The following is a 15,982-nucleotide window of genomic DNA, read 5'->3' as shown; positions in this document are numbered from 1 at the left end:
CGGGTCGCGGTGACCGCGGGCCGGGGCCATGGGGTGTCACGATCCGGTCATCGGGTGTCATGATCTAGCCCATGGCAGGCAAGGGAGTGACGTCAGGACAGGCCGGGGCCGGCCGGAAATCCGCCGCGAGCACGCCGACGACGAAGGGCGCCAAACGAGCGGCGCACCGGCCTTCTCGCCGCGAGGTCGTGGTCGAGGCGGCCATGCATCTGTACTCGGTCCGCTCGATCGAGGACGTCACGGTGGCCGACATCGCCGCGGAGGCGCACATGACCTCGGCCGCGGTCTACTACCACTACCCGTCGAAGGACGAGGTCCTGCTGGGCGGCCTGCGGTTGTACGCGACCGGGTTGCTCGACGAGTTCCGCGCTCAATTGCTCGCAAGTCCGGATGCCCCCCTCGGAGATGTCATCGTGCGACTCCTGGAGTGGACGGACCAGCACCGGCCCGCCTCGCTGGTGTTCTTCGTCCGGTCTCCGGGGTGGAGCCTGTCGATCGAGGCACTGCGGCGCGAGGTGCGGCTCGAACTGCTCAACCTCTTCTCGACCGAACTGAGGGTGCGCAACGGCATCGCGGCGAAGGCAAAGCAGGCTGCTGCGGCGACCGCCCTGTCGAGTCTGCTCGAGGTATCGGTGTCGTCGTGGCTCACCGAGGACGCCACGCTGGCGAATCTGGGGCGCCGGCGATTCTCTGACGAGGTCCGCGAACTCGCGGCCGATATCGGCAGTGTGTGACCTGCATCGCGGTGTCGGGAGCCAAGTAACGCGCTATCGATCGCGGCTGACCTGGCACTTTGCGAAAGTATCTTTAGACTGACGACAGTTTGTGGTTGACTTGGTCCCGTGCCCAATTCGACCCGCGCTCGGTCCATCGACCTCGACAATCCTTTCGCGCCTCTGACCGGACTGTGTGAATTGATACTCGTCCGGCACGGCGAGCAGCAGCTCAGCAAGGAACTCAGCGCAGCCGAGACCGTCGACCCACCGTTGTCCGAGCTGGGCGAGAATCAGGTACGGGCCGTGGCGCAACGTCTGGCGGAGCGCCACATCGATGCGGTGTACAGCTCACCGCTGAGCCGCGCGCTGCGAACCGGGACCGCGATAGCGGACGAGCACGGACTCATCCCTGTTGTTCGTGAGGAATTGATCGAATACGAACCGTGGCAGAACTTTCCGGCCGACCAGTCGCCTTTCGAGGTACTACCGCACGAGGAGATCTCCAAGATCTTCTCCGAGCACATCCGCACCCGCAGGTACGACGCGTTCCCGTACGCGGAGGATCCGGTCGGATTCCGGGCCAGGGTGCTGGGTGAGATCGGTGCGATCGTCGATCAGCACCCAGGGGAGCGGGTGGTCGTGACCTGCCACAGCGGCGTCATCAACGCGATCCTGGCCGACGCGCTCGGAAGCAGCTTCGACATGCCTGTGCGGGTGCACCACACGTCCGTCAGCGTCATTCGAGGAGCCGACACCCGGCGGGCGGTGCAGTCGATCAACGACTTCTCCCACGTCCTGGACTTCCAGACGCATGTCGGAGCCATGAACCTCTAATCACAGTAGTAAAGGAGTCTTTCGATGGATCTCAATCTCAAAGGAAAACGCGCCCTCATCAGTGGTGCGAGCCGCGGCATCGGGCTGGCGATCGCCCGGACGCTGCTCGCCGAGGGTGCCTCGGTGGGCATTTGTGCCCGTGGAGAGGAGCACCTCGCCGAGGTCGCGAGTGAACTGTCCGAGCAGGGAACGGTCTTCCACAAGGCAGTCGACGTAGGCGACGCCGATTCGGTGAAGTCGTTCGTCGACGAGGCAGCCGAAGCGCTCGGCGGAATCGACATCGTGGTGGTCAACGCGTCGGCGGCCACCGGCAAGGGACATCAGGCCTGGGTCAACAGCTTCAACGTCGACCTCATGAGCCTGGTCAACTTCATCGAGTCCGCGACGCCGCATCTCGAGGCGAGCGAATCGGCCTCCGTGGTCACCATCAGCACCACCTCAGCGCTCGAGGCGGGCCCCATCAGCACCGCCAACAGTTACGGGGCACTGAAGGCAGCTGTGCTGCAGCACTCCTCTGCGCAGGCGCGAGCGTTGGGTCCCAAGGGAATCCGCGTCAACGCCATCTCGCCCGGTCCGATCTTCTTCGAAGGCGGCGCCTGGGACACCATCCAGACCGCCCGCCCCGCACTGTACGAAGCCGCACTCGCCTCCGCTTCGCTCGGCAAGCTGGGCGGCGCCGACGACGTCGCCAATGCCGTTGTCTTCCTGTCTTCCCCAGCTGCCGGACACATCACCGGGACCAACCTGGTGGTCGACGGCGGATTCACCAACCGCTTCGACTTCTGAGTTCTGACATGGCAAGCGAGAAGTCGGCCGATGTCCTGATCCTCGGTGGCGGATCGGGTGGGTACGCATGCGCGCTGCGCGCTGCGCAGCTCGGAATGTCGGTGATCCTGATCGAAGCCGACAAGCTGGGCGGCACGTGTCTACACAACGGGTGCATCCCGACCAAGGCGCTGCTCCATGCGGCTGAGATCGCAGACTCGGTCCGGGAGGCACCGGGATTCGGGATCAAGGCAACTCTGGACGGCGTCGACATGAGTGCGGTGAACACCTACAAGGACGATGTGATCGCGGGCCTGTACCGCGGTCTGCAGGGCCTCGTGGCCTCTCGGGACGTCGAACTCGTCGGTGGACACGGTCGAGTGGTGGGCGATCGCACTGTCGAGGTCGAGTTGGCCGACGGAGGGACCGCGCGTTACCGCGGCGAAGCACTCGTGCTCGCCACCGGCTCCCGTTCCAAGTCGTTGCCAGGTCTGACGATCGGTGGCGCCGTCATGACCAGCGACCGCGCGCTGGAGCTCGACAGCGTTCCCGAACGTGTCGTGGTGCTCGGAGGCGGCGTGATCGGCTGCGAGTTCGCCAGCGTCTGGTCGTCGCTCGGCGCCCACGTGACGATCGTGGAGGCAGCGCCGAATCTGCTCCCGACAGAGGATCCCTGGACGTCGAAGCAGGTCGAGCGTGCGTTCCGCAAACGGGGGCTGGTCCTGCGGACGAAGACCGCCTTCAGTTCGGTGACCGAGGTCGATGGTGGCGTCGACGTCGAACTCGCCGACGGATCGCGTATCGAGGCCGACATCATGCTCGTCGCGGTGGGCCGCGGCCCGCGCACGGACGAGATGGGTTTCGCCGAAGCAGGTGTCGATCTCGAGCGTGGCTTCGTGGTGACCGACGAATGGTTACAGACTCCTGTGCCCGGAGTCTTCGCCGTCGGCGACATCGTCGCCGGACCGCAGTTGGCGCACCGCGGCTTCGCCCAGGGCATCATGGTGGCCGAGCAACTCGCCGGACTCGACTGTGTTCCCGTCGCGGACAAAGGTATTCCACGGGTGACGTACTCGAATCCCGAGGTTGCGTCGGTCGGTCTCACCGAAGCCGAGGCGACCGCGCAGTACGGCGACGTCTCGACGGTGGTCTATGACCTCGGGGGCAACGGCAAGAGCCGGATCTTGCGGACCTCGGGTGGGGTGAAACTCGTGTCGGCCGGCCCGGACGGTCCGGTTGTCGGAATCCACCTCGTCGGCGCCCGTGTCGGTGAGCTCATCGGCGAAGCCCAGCTCATCTACAACTGGGAAGCGACCGCAGGTGATGTCGCTCAACACATCCACGCACATCCGACCCAGGCCGAGGCCTTGGGTGAAGCGCATCTGGCACTGGCGGGCAAAGCACTCCACGCGCACGGCTAGGTAGTGAAGGAAAAACCAATGGCAGGACCGGCGGGCAGGCTCGACGCAGTCGTCGTCTGTGGCGGACAGTGGCACGACTTCGATTACGCCCGGCTGCAGCTGCTTTCGATGCTGTCGGAATATGAGCAGGTCCGCACGCGGGTGTTCGAGGACTACAACTGTCTCGATGCCCTGGCATCGGCAGACCTGCTGATCACCTATACCTGCAATCGGGTGCCGGATGAGACGCAGCAAGAAGCGTTGGCCGAGTTCGTGTCTCGGGGTGGCAGGTGGCTGGCGCTGCACGGGACGAACTCCGCGATCGACCCGACACCACCGGGTTCTGCGAGCAAGTATGTGACCCCGCGGACGATGGGTGAGCTGCCGCAGGTGCTCGGGAGCCAATTCCTGGGACATCCGCCGATCGCGCCGTATCTGGTCGAGATGACCGACCCCGAGCATCCGTTCGTATCCGGTGTCGAACCGTTCGAGGTGACCGACGAGCTCTACATCAGTGAGTTGCATCCGCCGATCCAGGTCCTGGCTCATACCCGATTCGTCGGCGAGTCACGAGGATTCGAAGAAGGTCACACGACGGTGGACGAGCCGCGGCCGGTGCTGTACCTGAAGGGCCACGGCGCGGGCACTGTCTGCTACTTCACGCTGGGCCACTGTCGGGGACGCTTCGACGTCCAGGACCTCGGTATCGACGATCTCGGCCGGGTCGATCTGGGGAGCTGGGCCGTGCCGGAGTTCCACACGATCCTGGGACGGTGCCTGTCGTGGGCCGTCACCGGTGAGGTGACGGCTCCACTCCAGGTCGGCTGAGGCTCAGTACATCGCTGTTCCGCCATCGACGCTCAGGATGGACCCGGTGATGCCGGCTCCGGCGTCGGAGGCGAGGAGCATCGCCACAGCCGCGACTTCTTCGATGGTGTTGGGGCGCTTGATCGCCGACTCCTCCGCGAACAACGCGACCATCTCGTCGAACGACATGCCCATGGCCTTGGCCGTGTCGGGCCCGTTGTTCTTGATGATGTCGGTGATCACCAGACCTGGGCAGATGGAGTTGACGGTGATGCCTTCGGTGCCGACCTCGCGGGCGATCGACTTGGTCATGCCGTTGATCGCGTGCTTGGCGGCCACGTAGGCGGTGAACACGGGCTTGCCGTGCTTGCCTTCGACCGACGAGATGTTGATGATGCGGCCGTACTTGTTCGGGAGCATGTGCTGCAACGCGCGGCGGGTGGCCCAGAAGTTCGAGTTCAGGTTCCAGTTCATCACCAGGGTCCATTCCTCGTCACTGAGGTTGGCGGTGGGCTGCAGGTCCTTGGCGCCGCCGGCGTTGTTCACCAGGACGTCGATGCGGCCGAAGGTGGCGACCGTCTGCTCGATGAAGTCCTCAACGTCGGCCTGGACCGTGACGTCTCCGGAGAAGAAGGCGGCGCGTTCGCCGACCCCGAACTCGGCCAGAGCTTTATCGCCCTTGTCCTTCGAGCGCCCGTTGAGCGACACCTTCGCGCCCTCTGCCAGTGCCGCCTCGGCGATTCCGCGGCCAATACCTTGCGTGCCGCCGGTGATGGCAACGACCTTGTCTTGCAGTTTCATCGAGTGTCTCCTAAACAGATTCGGGCTGACCACAGACAAGTAACTTGTGATCGACTACAGTCTTGCATGTACAGTGTCATAAGTCACACACTGTGTGAAGTCCGAATAAAGAAACTACCGGTCGTCGATCACGATCGGTGATGTCAGAGAGACGAGAAACAGCAATGGCCCAGCAGCGTTGGTTGGTCGACACCGACCCGAGCAACCGTCTCCCCGTGTACACCCGCCTCAACGCGAGTGATGTGCTCTCGGACCCGATCACGCCGCTCGGTGCGGACCTCGGCTGGATTCAGAACATCCTGCCAGGGTGGAACTTCGGTTATGCGAGCCTCGGTAGCTACTCCCTAGCGGAGAAGCCCGATGTCGCGGCTTCGTCCGGCATCTTCTACGGACACCTCTACATCAACCTGTCGATGTCACGTCTCGTAGGCATCCGCGGTGGGATCCCCGTCGAACTCGTCGACCAGCTCTGGTACGGCGGAGACCCGAACATTCCGGCCTACGTGGGCCATCCCGATGATGAGAACGCCGAGGCCACCGCGCGGCTGGCAGCGCGTAACGCCTGGGCGCTGTCGACCGAGACCTTTCCCGAGTTGGAGGAAGATCGGACCCTTGCCGACAAGCTGCGCACCGAGCGCCCCGACCTCACCTCGCTGACCCCGGCTGCTCTCGTCGCCCGCGCGCGTTCGGTGATGCCGCTCGAGCGTGTCGCGTGGCGCGGTGAGGTCGTCGCCACCAACTGTGCAGCAGTCGGCCCCGCAGTACTGGGACAACTCCTCGGTGCCGAGCACCAAGACCTGATCGTCACGTTGGTCGGCGCCGCCGGCGATGTGGATTCGGCGCTGCCGTCGTACGCGCTCTGGGAGCTGGGCCGGATGGTGCGGGCCGACGAGAAGCTGATGGCCGCGTTCGACGCCGGCGTCCAGGGGGTCGGAGCCCGGGTGAAGGGAATCGATCCCAAGTTCGATGCCACCTTCGAGCAGTTCATCCTCGACTTCGGATACCGCGGACCCAACGAGTGGGACCTCGGTTCCGTCTCGTGGGAGACACAGCCCGAACTCGTACTCGGACTGATCGACCGGCTCCGGTTGCAGGACGATTCGGCGTCACCGACCGCGCGCCTCGGCGACCACGCCGCGGACACCGACGACGCTCTCGCCAAGGCGGTGGCGATCGTCGGAGATGACGCCGAGGGGCAGGCCACCCTCACCGCCGCGCTCGCGTCTGCCCGACGTTTCGCTGCCTGGCGTGAGCGCGCGAAGACCAACTGCATCAAGGTCATTCACGAGGCGCGGGTGCCGCTGGTCGAACTCGGCCGCCGGCTCCATGCGGAGGGTCATCTCGAAGCGGCCGATCACGTGTTCATGGCCGTCGACGATGAGCTCGACGCGCTGGCGAGCGCGCCCGAGTCGATGCGGGTCACGTTGGCCGAGCGTCACAAGGAATGGGAAGGGTTGTTCGGACTCGAACTGCCCACGTTCCTCGACGCGCGCGAACCGTTGCCGGAGCTGTCGACTCTCGGTCGGAAGGGGCAGTCGAAGGTCGACGCCGTCAAGGTCGGTGACGTGCTGCAAGGGTCGGGGGCTTCGCCAGGCATCACCCGCGGACGCACCAGGGTTATCACCTCCATGGCGGCGCTCGACGAGTTCGAGGTCGGCGAGATCCTCGTCGCACCCCAGACCGATCCGTCCTGGACGCCTTTGTTCATGGTGTCCGGTGGCGCCATCACCGACGTCGGTGCGATGGGCTCGCACGCCATGATCGTCAGCCGCGAGCTCGGTATCGCCTGCGCAGCCGGTGTTCAGGCCGCCACCCGTCGCATCCCGAATGGCGCGCTCGTCGAGGTGGACGGCTCTAAGGGAACCGTCACGATCCTGGAATTGCCTTGAGCAGCGGCGTGATCACCACCACCAGAGCTGTCTACCTGCGCGAGCGTCCGCCGGACGGCGAACCGAGGCCCGAGCACTTCGACGTCCGGGATGCACCGCTTCCCGAGCGCACCGACGGTCAGGTGCTGGTCCGCAACCTGTTCATGAGTGTCGACCCGTCGATGCGGGGCCGTCTCGCAACGTCGGAGTTGCACTACACCACCAACTTTCAGGTGGACGAACCGCTCGACGGTTCGGCGCTGGGAATCGTGGTCGAAGGCAACCGGGAGGTTCCGGTCGGCTCGTACGTTCGGCACCGGCTCGGCTGGCGTGACCACGCGGTGGTCGACACCGCCGCCGCTGCCGTGATCGACCCGCGGGGAATCGAGCTGCACCACTGGCTCGGTGTGCTCGGGCAAACCGGCTTCACCGCATACGCCGGGCTGGTCCGTGCCGGCGAGATCCGCCGTGGCGACGACGTCTTCGTCTCCGCCGCTGCAGGAGCTGTCGGTAGCACCGCGGGTCAATTCGCCACGCTGCTCGGCGCAGCGACGGTCATCGGTAGTGCCGGTGGTCCCGAGAAGGCCGCCTTGCTCACCGATCGTCTCGGATTCGATGCGGGTCTGGACTACCGTGCCGGCCCGATCGGCGCCGCGCTTCGCGAAGCGGCTCCGGACGGCATCGATCTGTACTTCGACAACGTGGGCGGCGATCATCTGGTCGCTGCGCTGTCGTCGCTGCGGCAGCGAGGCCGGGTCGCGTTGTGCGGCATGATCTCCAACGGTGGCCCGGACAGTCCGCCGATCGACCACCTGATGAATTGCATCTTGAAGCGGATCACCATCAGGGGCTTCATCGTTCGGGATCACGAGGACCTTCGCCCCGAGTTCGAGGATCGGGTGGCGGGGTGGCTCGCCGCGGGCGAACTGGTCGCTGAGTCCACCATCTATGACGGTCTCGACAACGCGGTGGACGCGTTCCTGTCCATGCTCGGCGGCGGCAACGTCGGCAAGATGCTGGTGGGTCTGGCGTGAGTATTGAACAGACCGCGTGGACGCTGGACGTGAAGGAGAGGGTGGCAGTCGCGACTTTTCGCCACGCACCCCGCAATCTCATGACCTTCGCGGATATGACCGCCCTCGAGTCGATCGTCCAGAAAGTCGCTGACGACGAGAGCATCTCGGTATTGGTCATCACCAGTGACACGCCCGACTACTTCGTGGCCCATGGTGACCTCGAAGACCTGCTGCGGCTGGGTCGTGGGGAGCCGTACGCCGGCGACGCCGGCTCGTGGCCCCGCACTCTGGGCCTGTTCGAGACCATGCCGCAGATCGTCATCGCTGCGATCAACGGTCAGGCGTGGGGCGGTGGACTCGAACTGTCGCTGGCCTGCACTCTGCGGATAGCCGGTCCGGCCGCAAGTCTCGGACTGTGCGAGGTGGGCCTCGGGTTGATTCCGGGCGGCGGGGGGACTCAGCGCCTGCCGCGGTTGATCGGCGCCGGGCGAGCAGCGGAGATGGTCCTCACGTCACGCCCGATCGACGCCGACGAGGCATTGCGTATCGGCCTCGTCCAGGCGGTGTTGCCCGACGCCCCATTCATCGACGCTGTCCTGGACTGGATTGCGCCGCTCGCGGCCAACCCGCCCCAGGCGCTCCGTGCCGCCAAGAAGGCACTGGCCGGCGCCGAGTACCTTCCGTTGGCAGACGGGCTGGCGCTCGAAGGCGAACTCGTGGGTCCGCTGCTCGCAGACCCGGAAGCCGTTGCTCTGCAAGAGCAGGAGCTGGCCCGGCACCGCTGACCGTCAGTTGGCGAGATCGGCCATGTCCAGGACGAAGCGATAGCGCACATCGCCCCGCGACAACCGGTCGAGTGCCTCGTTGACCTGGGTCGACGGCAGCACCTCGACGTCGGGAACGATGGCGTGTTCGGCGCAGAAGTCGAGCATGTCCTGGGTGCGGCGGCGTCCACCACTGCCGGCTGAGCTCAGCCGTTTCCGTCCGATCAGCAGATCCATGACGTCGACGGTCTGTGGTCCGAGATATCCGAGTGTGCACAGGTTTCCGTCGAGCGCGAGGGTGCGCAGGTATGGGCCGAGATCGTGCGGCACCGGCACGCAGTCGATGATGATGTCGAGTTGTATCTCGACGATCCGCATCTCGTGCGCCTGTTGACCTGGGCGCGGTTGGAACGGACGCCGTCCGGTGCGCTGTTCGGGCACGTCCCGAATCGGGATGTCGAGGCGTTCGCCGCGATCGAGTACGCGCAGACGCGTGGTGTCCTGGCTCTCCGCGTGACGGCGCGAAGGGCGTTCTGCACGTCCTAGCTGCGCCCGACGACCATCGCTGAGCGCTCGTGGTCGATGAACTTCTTCTCGTCTTCGAGCAGCGGTCCCGCGACCTCGGTGTCGGCGAGCACCGCGCGGAACGCGGCGTCCGTCGAATAGCAGGCCATCGCGATACCGTCGAACCGTGGGCCGCTGAATCCGGCCTGTTGCCAGACAGTCTCGGTCAGTGCGGTGTCGAGATGGATCTGCCGGTAGCCTTCTGATCCGGGCACTCGGCGTCCGAGTTCGGCGTGGGTGGTGCTCCAGTATTCGAGGAAGTCCTCAGGTGTCATGCCGTCGCGGCGAGTCAGGGCCATGGCGAGCACTATCGGTTGGTCGCCGGGCACCACGATGAACTCGGAGCCGACCAGAACTGTCGATCGCTCTGAATCCAGGCATGCCTGGGCCCGCAGCGTCTGCGTCAGCGACGACAGCAGCCCTGGCGCGGTGAGGTCCGCGTCCAGCTCGATGAATCCGGCGAAGGGCGGTGCGTCGTCTGTTTCGGATTCGTGAGCGAGTCCGCTGAGGATGCTCGCATCGTGCGTGACCCCGCGTGTGGGCCGGCCGGTCTCGGCCTGCAATCTGTCAGCCACAACGCTGATGTCACCCGGCTCTGCTCCGGGTACGACAGCCGCCAGGACGAGGACCTTGTGGTGCATCAGATGATGTCGACGGTGTCGAGAATCTTCTCTGCGTAGGCTGCGTCACCGTCGATGGAGACATGCTTGCGCCATGGGCTCCGGGTGGTTCCCCACAGTATGAAATCCGTTGCGGGCGAGTTGATGACCGTGTCGACGTTCGTCAGGCCGGTCTCGACCGTGAGCAGGTTCGAGCCGGGTTGCAGAGTCCACTCGCCGCCGCCGGGGCCGGTGAGTCGCACTCCGAGGGGGCGATCGAGCACTCCGCTCACGGGCGTGCACATTTGCGGTAGGCCGGTCCACATCCAGTCGACGGCCGCGCGGACCAGATCGTCTTCGGGGTCGGGGACGTCGCGGTCGACCGGCGCTTCGGGTCCGAGGAGATCGACGTACATGTGGCACCACATGTCGAACGCGAACGCATCTGAAAGTTGATGTGTCTGATAGGTTCCCAGATCGGTCAGGGTCATCGGAGCAGAGGCCAGCTCGTCTGCCTGCATCGCCTCGAGCACACCCATTGCGCCGTCGACGTTGGTGAGGAACTCGTCGGCCACCTGGGTGTTCGTCCAGTCGCGCCGCATATCGACGAGCTGGTTCTGCAACTCCTCTGCGGTCGTGGGAGCGGGGGCCGACGGATCAGGCTCGGGTGGGTCGACCATGACCTTGAAGTTCGAGCCGGTGTGCGCGACAAGGTCTTTGACCGACCAGCCCGCACACCGGCTGGGCGCGTCCCATTCCTTCGGGGTGAGACTGCGGACAATGAGCGAGTACCTGTTGGCGAGTTCTCGACTGGCGGTCAATCCGGCTGTGCTCATGACGGAATCCTTCGAATCACTGGCGCTCGGCAAATGTGACCTGCGCCTCAGTTGGTTCGAGTCAACCACCAAACAGGCGTGACTGTCAAGAAACTAGTTCGCGCATGCTGGTGTTCAGAAGGGTGGTGGGTTCTCCTCGCTCTTTCTGCGGTTGCGTAGTCGTTCTTGTTGACGGCGTGTGTGTTTGGCGTGGGTGCGGGTGTGTTGTCGGGTGGTTGGTGGCGGTGTGTTTCGGGGTGGTGGGGGCGGGGGTGTGTGGGGTTCCCAGTCGTCGAAGACGATGTGGCGTAGTGCTGGGAAGAGGTCGTTGCCGGTCCAGGCGGGGCCGTGGTAGTTGCGGCCTGTGGGTGTGGTGAAGATGAGGCGGGGGCGGCCCGTAATCGGGTCCGGCCATTGGTCGTCAAGCCAGTCAGAATGAGTTTTGACCAGGTGGTGGAAGCGGCAGAGTGCTTTCATGCCGTCGGGGTGGGTGTGGCCGCCGTTGTCGGGGTCGTGGTGGTTGTATTCGCAGGTGTGGTCGAGGTCGGCGGTCCAGGCGGGTTTGTTGCAGCCGGGCCACACGCAGTAGAGGTCTCGCATGCGGATGAAGTCGTCGAGGACGGTGGAGGGCCGGTAGGAGTCGCCGGGTTGTACGACCGGCAGTGGGACGGCTTGCCAGTACGGTGGTGCGGCTGCTTCGGCGACCATTTCGTCGTAGCGCGGGGGTTCGGGTGCGCGGGAGTACACGGTCGCGCGGGTGGGGCCGCGGTCGCGGTCGGGTGCCGCAGCAGGTGGGGAAGACGTCTGGGTCTTTCCGTCTGTCTCAGATTCAGACGTTGTCTCTGGATCCGCTTGTGCTTCGGGCCCGGCTGCACGATCAGCCTCGGGGTTGCCCGCAGGCTTGGGTTCTGTTTCCGGGTCGTGGTCGGTTGCGGCGGCTTCAGTAGTAACGGCAGCAGCCTTGTCGGCTGCGGCTGCGGCTGCTTGGTCTTGGGCGTAGAGGTCGGCGTATTCGGCTTCGGCGCGGAGGTCGTGGTCGTTCCAGGGGGGTTGGGATTGTTCATAGTCGTTGCGCATCGGGCGTTGTTTCGTCTCGGGTCGGCCGGCGATGTCGCGGACATGTTCGCCGGAGATGACGCCGTGGCCTTGGAGGTAGCCGGGGTTGTCGGCGTCGCCGTCGATGGTGGCTTGGTCGGCGATGACGTGCAGGACGAGTGTGGCGTCGATCCCGGAGACCACCATGTCCGCGGGCCACGTCCAGATATTCGCCGAGCAGGGGTGTTTCGGGTCTTTGGGGCATTCGCACGCGAATTCTCGTCCCATGACTGTGGCGAAGAGAGCGTCGGACATGCGTTCGGATTTGCGGCGGGGGTCGGCTTTGCACACGGACATGGCGAGTTTTTCGAGTCGTTGCATGATCAGGCCGTTGCTTTCGGCGGATCCGACGGCGTCCAGGGCTGACATGCCGTCGCCGATGTTGTTGTTCCACACTCCGCGGCGCTTCTTGGCGTCTGCGCGGTTCTCCCTGACGAGGTCGGGGTCGCGGAGCATGATCATCGCATCGACCATGTCCCGGATCCGGTTTTTCGACCATGATCCGCGGCGGCGGAGTTGGGCGGCGATGTCGCGGTCGATGTCGGCCATGTACTCGGAGCCGTCGATCAGGTCGGTGCGGGAGACGATCTCAGCAATATGGTGGGCCGCGACCTGCCCTTCTTTCAACAACTGTTTGACGTGCGGGAGCCGGTCGCGCAGGGCCAAGGCGCGGGTGAGGTAGTGCTCGGCGCCTTGTTGGGTGATCTGTTGGGCGGCGGCCAGTTGCGCGGCGCACACCGCGAATGGGTCGACCGCCCGCAACGCGACCGGGGTGTTTTCTAGGGGTGCGACGACTTGGCGGTGCAGCTGGGCGGCGCTGTCGTAGCGGACCCATTCGAAGTAACTCTGCGCGGTCACGGACCGCTCACAGTTGCGCAACAACTCGTTGGGCCGCAACCAATTCGCGGGGCCGATACCGGCCACCCGCTGCACTTCGACATCCCCACACTCGAACATATGAGCGACTATGCCAGAAGGGTGTGACAATCCACCGAGAACTCGATCGTCGCAGTTCAACGCCCTGGAGGTCCCGTGATTAATGGCTGGACACATGCGCAAACGCATCGGGACGCTGATCAACGCCAACCTGCGGTACACCTACGGGCAGTGAGTAGACCGGAGTCACTCGTCAGCGCAGGTGGGCGGTTTCGTTCACAGTCTCGATGACGAACCGGCCTGAACGCATCACGGCGATGCGACTCATCGAGGTGTAGCCGGGATTGAAGAAGAACGGCGACGGCGCCTGCAGGATGTCGGTGAGCAGCGTGTTGATGGCGCCGCCATGAGAAGCGACAACCGTCAGCTGTCCCGGCGCGCGCTCGACTGCCTCGAGTACCGCGGCGCGCATACGTGCAGCGAGCTCGACCTTGTCGTAGTCGGGGATGAAGTCGTCGAACCGGGCCTCGGCGAAGGCCTTTCCGCGTGGTGTCTCGGCGATGGCCTCGGGCGTGGAATAGGTGGTCCGGTCGCTGTCCCACTCGCGCAGTCTCTCGTCGACGACGACGTCGAGGCCATGGGGCTCGGCCGCGAACAGTGCGGTCTCGTGGGCTCGCGTGTAGTGGCTGGAGACGACCTGCGCCACAGGTTCATTCCGTAACCAGTCGCCCAATCGGCGGGCCTGGCTGACGCCTTCGTCTCCGAGTCCGGGGTCGGCCACACCGAGATCACCGGGGAGTCCGTGGCGGACCAGGATGACCCGGCTGGCGTTCGCCAGGGTGTCGGCAACAACGGCGCCTGCGTCCACCACCTGTGTCATGGCGTCACCGTGCCGCGCAGGTGTGCGGTGTCGTTGATCGAATCGACGATGATCACGCCGGAATCCAACTTTCGAACGCGGGCAACCGAGGTGTATGCCGGGTTGTGCCAGAACGTCTTCGGCATCTCCAGTACATCGGCGACGGCGGCGTTGATGATGCCTCCATGGGCCACCGCGACCACTCGACCGGATTCGTACCGGTCGAAGATCTGATCCAGCGCCGATCGTGCGCGGGCCCGGAACTTGGGCAGGTTCAGGTCAGGGACGTATTCCTCGAATCGGCCGTCGCGCACTGCCGTCAGCCGAGCGTCGTCGGGTGCCATGTCCTCGAGAGCCATGTAGTCCTCAGGGCTTATGTCGTCGTCCCATTCTCGGAGGTCTTCGAGCACGAGGTCGACTCCGCGGCCCATGCCCTCTGCGAGGGTCTCGGCAGTCTGGAGGGCACGGGCCAGTGGGCTCGCGACAATGGCGTCGATCTGCTCGTGACGAAGCCACGTGGCGAGCTTGCGGGCATCCGCGATCCCCTCGGGCGCCAGGGCAGGGTTGCGCACCCGCGAGACGGGCTGGCCGTGCCGTACGAACAGAACCTCGATCATGAATACCTTCCGGGGGTAATCGCCGGTAGCTCTAGCCGCCGATGGTGCGATCGGTGCTCCAGTACGGAGCCCGCAGTGCCTTCTTGTCGAGCTTGCCCATCACATTGCGCGTCAATTCTTCGACCACAACGTACTTCTTGGGGCACTTGTACGATGCCATGGACTCTTTGGCGAATGCCTTCAACTCGTCGATGTCGAGGTGTGCATCGGCCTCCGCAACAACCAGAGCGAGCAGGGATTCGCCGAGATCCTCATCAGGAACCCCGATGACCGCCACCTCGGCGACCGCTGGGTGGGTCAGCAGAACTCGTTCGCTCTCTGCCGGATACAGATTGACGCCGCCCGAGACCACCATGTCGGCTACTCGATCTGTGATGAAGACATAGCCGTCCTCGTCGACGTAGCCGACGTCGCCGAGAGTGGCCACGCCTGGCAAAATGTAAGCCGCAGCAGTCTTTTCGGGGTCCGCGTGATAGACGACGCTGCGCTCTGGTGGCGTGCGGAATCCGAGAACCCCCACCTCTCCGCGGCCCAGTTCGGTCCCGTCTGAGCCGACGACCACCGCCTCGAACGGTGCGGTTGCCCGACCGACCGACCGGGGGTGCGCCAGCCATTCGACGGAATCGATCCGGCAGACCGAACCGATCTCGCTACCGCCGTACGACTCGACGAGGATCGGGCCGAACCAGTCGATCATCGCGCGCTTGACGTCGGCAGGACATGCGGAGCCCGTGTGGGCAACCCATTCGAGACTCGTCACGTCGTACTTGGCACGGGTCTCCGCGGGCAGCGCCAGTAGACGCTGGAAGTGGGTCGGAACCATCAGGGTGGAGGTGACCCGATGGGTTTCGATCAGGGACAACGCGCGTTCGGCGTCGAACCGGCCCATGACGACCACGGGATGACCCGACAGCAGGTGCCTGATCGCGGTGAGTGGGCCGTTGTGCTGCAAGGGGCCGACGACGAGGTGGACGCCTGCCGGGTATCCGGACCGGGCGGCGACCGCATCGGCATACTCCTGTGCCGAGTCCACAGGAGCGGGCAACCAGCGCACCTGCGTGCCGCGGGCTCGACCGGTGGTTCCGGAGGTGTAGACCAGCGGGGGACGGGCGGGCCGATCAGCCGGGTCTACAGGCGCGGCCGCAGGGGCGGCGGGGGCAACGACCTGCTGCCAAGGGACGTTCCTGTCGCCTGCCTCGGTGTTGTGGACGATCACCGCCCGCAGGCCGGTCTTCTGCGCTGCTGCGATGGAAGACGCCAGACCCAGAGGGCCCGTCACCACGGCGACAGCTCCGGAATCGAGCAGCTGATCAGCCATTTCGTCGGGTTTGAGCTGCCGCGACACAGCGACCGTCCCGACGCCGCGACCGATTGCTGCGGCATGGGTGAGCAGTGTTTCCATGCTGTTCTCACCGATCACCGCGACCCGCTCGTCGGGGTCGGGTGCCAGTGCGATGAGGTGTGCGCCGAGCGCATCGAGAGCGTCCGCGGCCTCGGCCCACGTCAGCCAGCTGTTGTCGTCGATCAGTGCAATCCCGCTGGGATCGGACACCGCCCGATCTCTGATTCGGTCGAGCATCGACTTT

General features: G+C 65.1%; 17 protein-coding genes. 9 read left to right on the top strand and 8 right to left on the bottom strand.

The features are described 5' to 3' along the window. Nucleotides 1-71: 71 nt before the first annotated feature. From BH683_RS18845 to BH683_RS18825, 5 genes are all read left to right on the top strand, one after another. The gene (locus tag BH683_RS18845) at nucleotides 72-734 is read left to right on the top strand and encodes a TetR/AcrR family transcriptional regulator (RefSeq protein ID WP_084837814.1); all 663 of its coding nucleotides are present in this window, start codon (nucleotides 72-74) and stop codon (nucleotides 732-734) included. A 108-nt stretch (nucleotides 735-842) separates the two neighbouring features. Further along, nucleotides 843-1,550 (top strand): histidine phosphatase family protein, encoded by a 708-nt coding sequence (locus tag BH683_RS18840; protein ID WP_084837813.1) that lies wholly within the window; start codon nucleotides 843-845, stop codon nucleotides 1,548-1,550. Nucleotides 1,551-1,574: 24 nt separating this feature from the next. Then, entirely contained in the window at nucleotides 1,575-2,336 is a 762-nt protein-coding gene (locus BH683_RS18835) for an SDR family oxidoreductase (protein ID WP_084837812.1), read from the top strand. Between the two features lie 8 nt (nucleotides 2,337-2,344). Further along, nucleotides 2,345-3,736, top strand: a complete 1,392-nt coding sequence (lpdA, locus tag BH683_RS18830) for a dihydrolipoyl dehydrogenase (protein WP_084837811.1) — start codon at nucleotides 2,345-2,347, stop codon at nucleotides 3,734-3,736. An 18-nt stretch (nucleotides 3,737-3,754) separates the two neighbouring features. Then, the gene (locus tag BH683_RS18825; RefSeq protein ID WP_084837810.1) at nucleotides 3,755-4,543 is read left to right on the top strand and encodes a ThuA domain-containing protein; all 789 of its coding nucleotides are present in this window, start codon (nucleotides 3,755-3,757) and stop codon (nucleotides 4,541-4,543) included. Nucleotides 4,544-4,546: 3 nt separating this feature from the next. On the opposite strand, the gene BH683_RS18820 is transcribed toward BH683_RS18825, so the two are convergent. After that, nucleotides 4,547-5,323: an SDR family NAD(P)-dependent oxidoreductase gene (locus tag BH683_RS18820; RefSeq protein WP_084837809.1), complete on the bottom strand. Its 777-nt coding sequence runs from the start codon at nucleotides 5,321-5,323 to the stop codon at nucleotides 4,547-4,549. Nucleotides 5,324-5,487: 164 nt separating this feature from the next. Here BH683_RS18820 and BH683_RS18815 point away from each other — a divergent pair, with 164 nt between their 5' ends. From BH683_RS18815 to BH683_RS18805, 3 genes are read left to right on the top strand one after another with little or no spacing between them, the layout of a single operon-like run. After that, nucleotides 5,488-7,212, top strand: a complete 1,725-nt coding sequence (locus tag BH683_RS18815; RefSeq protein WP_084837808.1) for a PEP-utilizing enzyme — start codon at nucleotides 5,488-5,490, stop codon at nucleotides 7,210-7,212. Continuing rightward, on the top strand, nucleotides 7,209-8,225 hold the full coding sequence (locus BH683_RS18810; protein WP_246833463.1) for an NADP-dependent oxidoreductase: 1,017 nt from the start codon (nucleotides 7,209-7,211) through the stop codon (nucleotides 8,223-8,225). Before BH683_RS18815 ends, BH683_RS18810 begins: the two co-directional genes overlap by 4 nt. After that, nucleotides 8,222-8,992: an enoyl-CoA hydratase/isomerase family protein gene (locus BH683_RS18805; RefSeq protein WP_084837807.1), complete on the top strand. Its 771-nt coding sequence runs from the start codon at nucleotides 8,222-8,224 to the stop codon at nucleotides 8,990-8,992. Before BH683_RS18810 ends, BH683_RS18805 begins: the two co-directional genes overlap by 4 nt. Before the next feature lie 3 nt (nucleotides 8,993-8,995). On the opposite strand, the gene BH683_RS29025 is transcribed toward BH683_RS18805, so the two are convergent. After that, nucleotides 8,996-9,349, bottom strand: a complete 354-nt coding sequence (locus BH683_RS29025) for a hypothetical protein (protein WP_246833462.1) — start codon at nucleotides 9,347-9,349, stop codon at nucleotides 8,996-8,998. Here BH683_RS29025 and BH683_RS29020 point away from each other — a divergent pair. Then, entirely contained in the window at nucleotides 9,329-9,517 is a 189-nt protein-coding gene (locus BH683_RS29020; protein WP_246833461.1) for a hypothetical protein, read from the top strand. The genes BH683_RS29025 and BH683_RS29020 overlap by 21 nt on opposite strands. Here BH683_RS29020 and BH683_RS18795 read toward each other — a convergent pair. The 6 genes from BH683_RS18795 to BH683_RS18770 form a co-directional block, all read right to left on the bottom strand. Continuing rightward, nucleotides 9,514-10,176 carry an EthD domain-containing protein gene (locus BH683_RS18795; RefSeq protein WP_084837806.1) on the bottom strand — a complete coding sequence of 221 codons (663 nt, stop codon included), beginning with the start codon at nucleotides 10,174-10,176 and terminating at the stop codon, nucleotides 9,514-9,516. The genes BH683_RS29020 and BH683_RS18795 overlap by 4 nt on opposite strands. After that, complete coding sequence (locus tag BH683_RS18790; protein ID WP_084837805.1) at nucleotides 10,176-10,970, bottom strand: maleylpyruvate isomerase family mycothiol-dependent enzyme; 795 nt, start codon at nucleotides 10,968-10,970, stop codon at nucleotides 10,176-10,178. The genes BH683_RS18795 and BH683_RS18790 overlap by 1 nt, the downstream gene beginning before the upstream one ends. Before the next feature lie 114 nt (nucleotides 10,971-11,084). After that, nucleotides 11,085-13,001, bottom strand: a complete 1,917-nt coding sequence (locus BH683_RS29015) for a DUF222 domain-containing protein (protein ID WP_246833460.1) — start codon at nucleotides 12,999-13,001, stop codon at nucleotides 11,085-11,087. Nucleotides 13,002-13,173: 172 nt separating this feature from the next. Beyond that, nucleotides 13,174-13,800, bottom strand: a complete 627-nt coding sequence (locus BH683_RS18780) for a histidine phosphatase family protein (RefSeq protein ID WP_084837804.1) — start codon at nucleotides 13,798-13,800, stop codon at nucleotides 13,174-13,176. Then, the gene (locus BH683_RS18775; RefSeq protein WP_084837803.1) at nucleotides 13,797-14,396 is read right to left on the bottom strand and encodes a histidine phosphatase family protein; all 600 of its coding nucleotides are present in this window, start codon (nucleotides 14,394-14,396) and stop codon (nucleotides 13,797-13,799) included. Before BH683_RS18775 ends, BH683_RS18780 begins: the two co-directional genes overlap by 4 nt. A gap of 31 nt (nucleotides 14,397-14,427) precedes the next feature. Next, complete coding sequence (locus BH683_RS18770; RefSeq protein WP_084837802.1) at nucleotides 14,428-15,975, bottom strand: AMP-binding protein; 1,548 nt, start codon at nucleotides 15,973-15,975, stop codon at nucleotides 14,428-14,430. Nucleotides 15,976-15,982: the final 7 nt, after the last annotated feature.

The sequence above is a fragment of the Williamsia sp. 1138 genome (assembly GCF_002095435.2).
GTDB lineage: Bacteria > Actinomycetota > Actinomycetes > Mycobacteriales > Mycobacteriaceae > Williamsia.
This window is presented reverse-complemented; position numbering and strand designations above follow the sequence as displayed.

What these genes read in the sequence shown, in the direction of transcription:
- BH683_RS18845 (WP_084837814.1), top strand. Translation starts at nt 72, where the DNA reads ATGGCAGGCAAGGGAGTGACGTCAGGACAGGCCGGGGCCGGCCGGAAA.
- BH683_RS18835 (WP_084837812.1), top strand. Translation starts at nt 1,575, where the DNA reads ATGGATCTCAATCTCAAAGGAAAACGCGCCCTCATCAGTGGTGCGAGC.
- lpdA (WP_084837811.1), top strand. Translation starts at nt 2,345, where the DNA reads ATGGCAAGCGAGAAGTCGGCCGATGTCCTGATCCTCGGTGGCGGATCG.
- BH683_RS18825 (WP_084837810.1), top strand. Translation starts at nt 3,755, where the DNA reads ATGGCAGGACCGGCGGGCAGGCTCGACGCAGTCGTCGTCTGTGGCGGA.
- BH683_RS18820 (WP_084837809.1), bottom strand. Translation starts at nt 5,323, where the DNA reads ATGAAACTGCAAGACAAGGTCGTTGCCATCACCGGCGGCACGCAAGGT.
- BH683_RS18815 (WP_084837808.1), top strand. Translation starts at nt 5,488, where the DNA reads ATGGCCCAGCAGCGTTGGTTGGTCGACACCGACCCGAGCAACCGTCTC.
- BH683_RS29025 (WP_246833462.1), bottom strand. Translation starts at nt 9,349, where the DNA reads ATGCGGATCGTCGAGATACAACTCGACATCATCATCGACTGCGTGCCG.
- BH683_RS18795 (WP_084837806.1), bottom strand. Translation starts at nt 10,176, where the DNA reads ATGCACCACAAGGTCCTCGTCCTGGCGGCTGTCGTACCCGGAGCAGAG.
- BH683_RS18790 (WP_084837805.1), bottom strand. Translation starts at nt 10,970, where the DNA reads ATGAGCACAGCCGGATTGACCGCCAGTCGAGAACTCGCCAACAGGTAC.
- BH683_RS29015 (WP_246833460.1), bottom strand. Translation starts at nt 13,001, where the DNA reads ATGTTCGAGTGTGGGGATGTCGAAGTGCAGCGGGTGGCCGGTATCGGC.
- BH683_RS18780 (WP_084837804.1), bottom strand. Translation starts at nt 13,800, where the DNA reads ATGACACAGGTGGTGGACGCAGGCGCCGTTGTTGCCGACACCCTGGCG.
- BH683_RS18775 (WP_084837803.1), bottom strand. Translation starts at nt 14,396, where the DNA reads ATGATCGAGGTTCTGTTCGTACGGCACGGCCAGCCCGTCTCGCGGGTG.
- BH683_RS18770 (WP_084837802.1), bottom strand. Translation starts at nt 15,975, where the DNA reads ATGCTCGACCGAATCAGAGATCGGGCGGTGTCCGATCCCAGCGGGATT.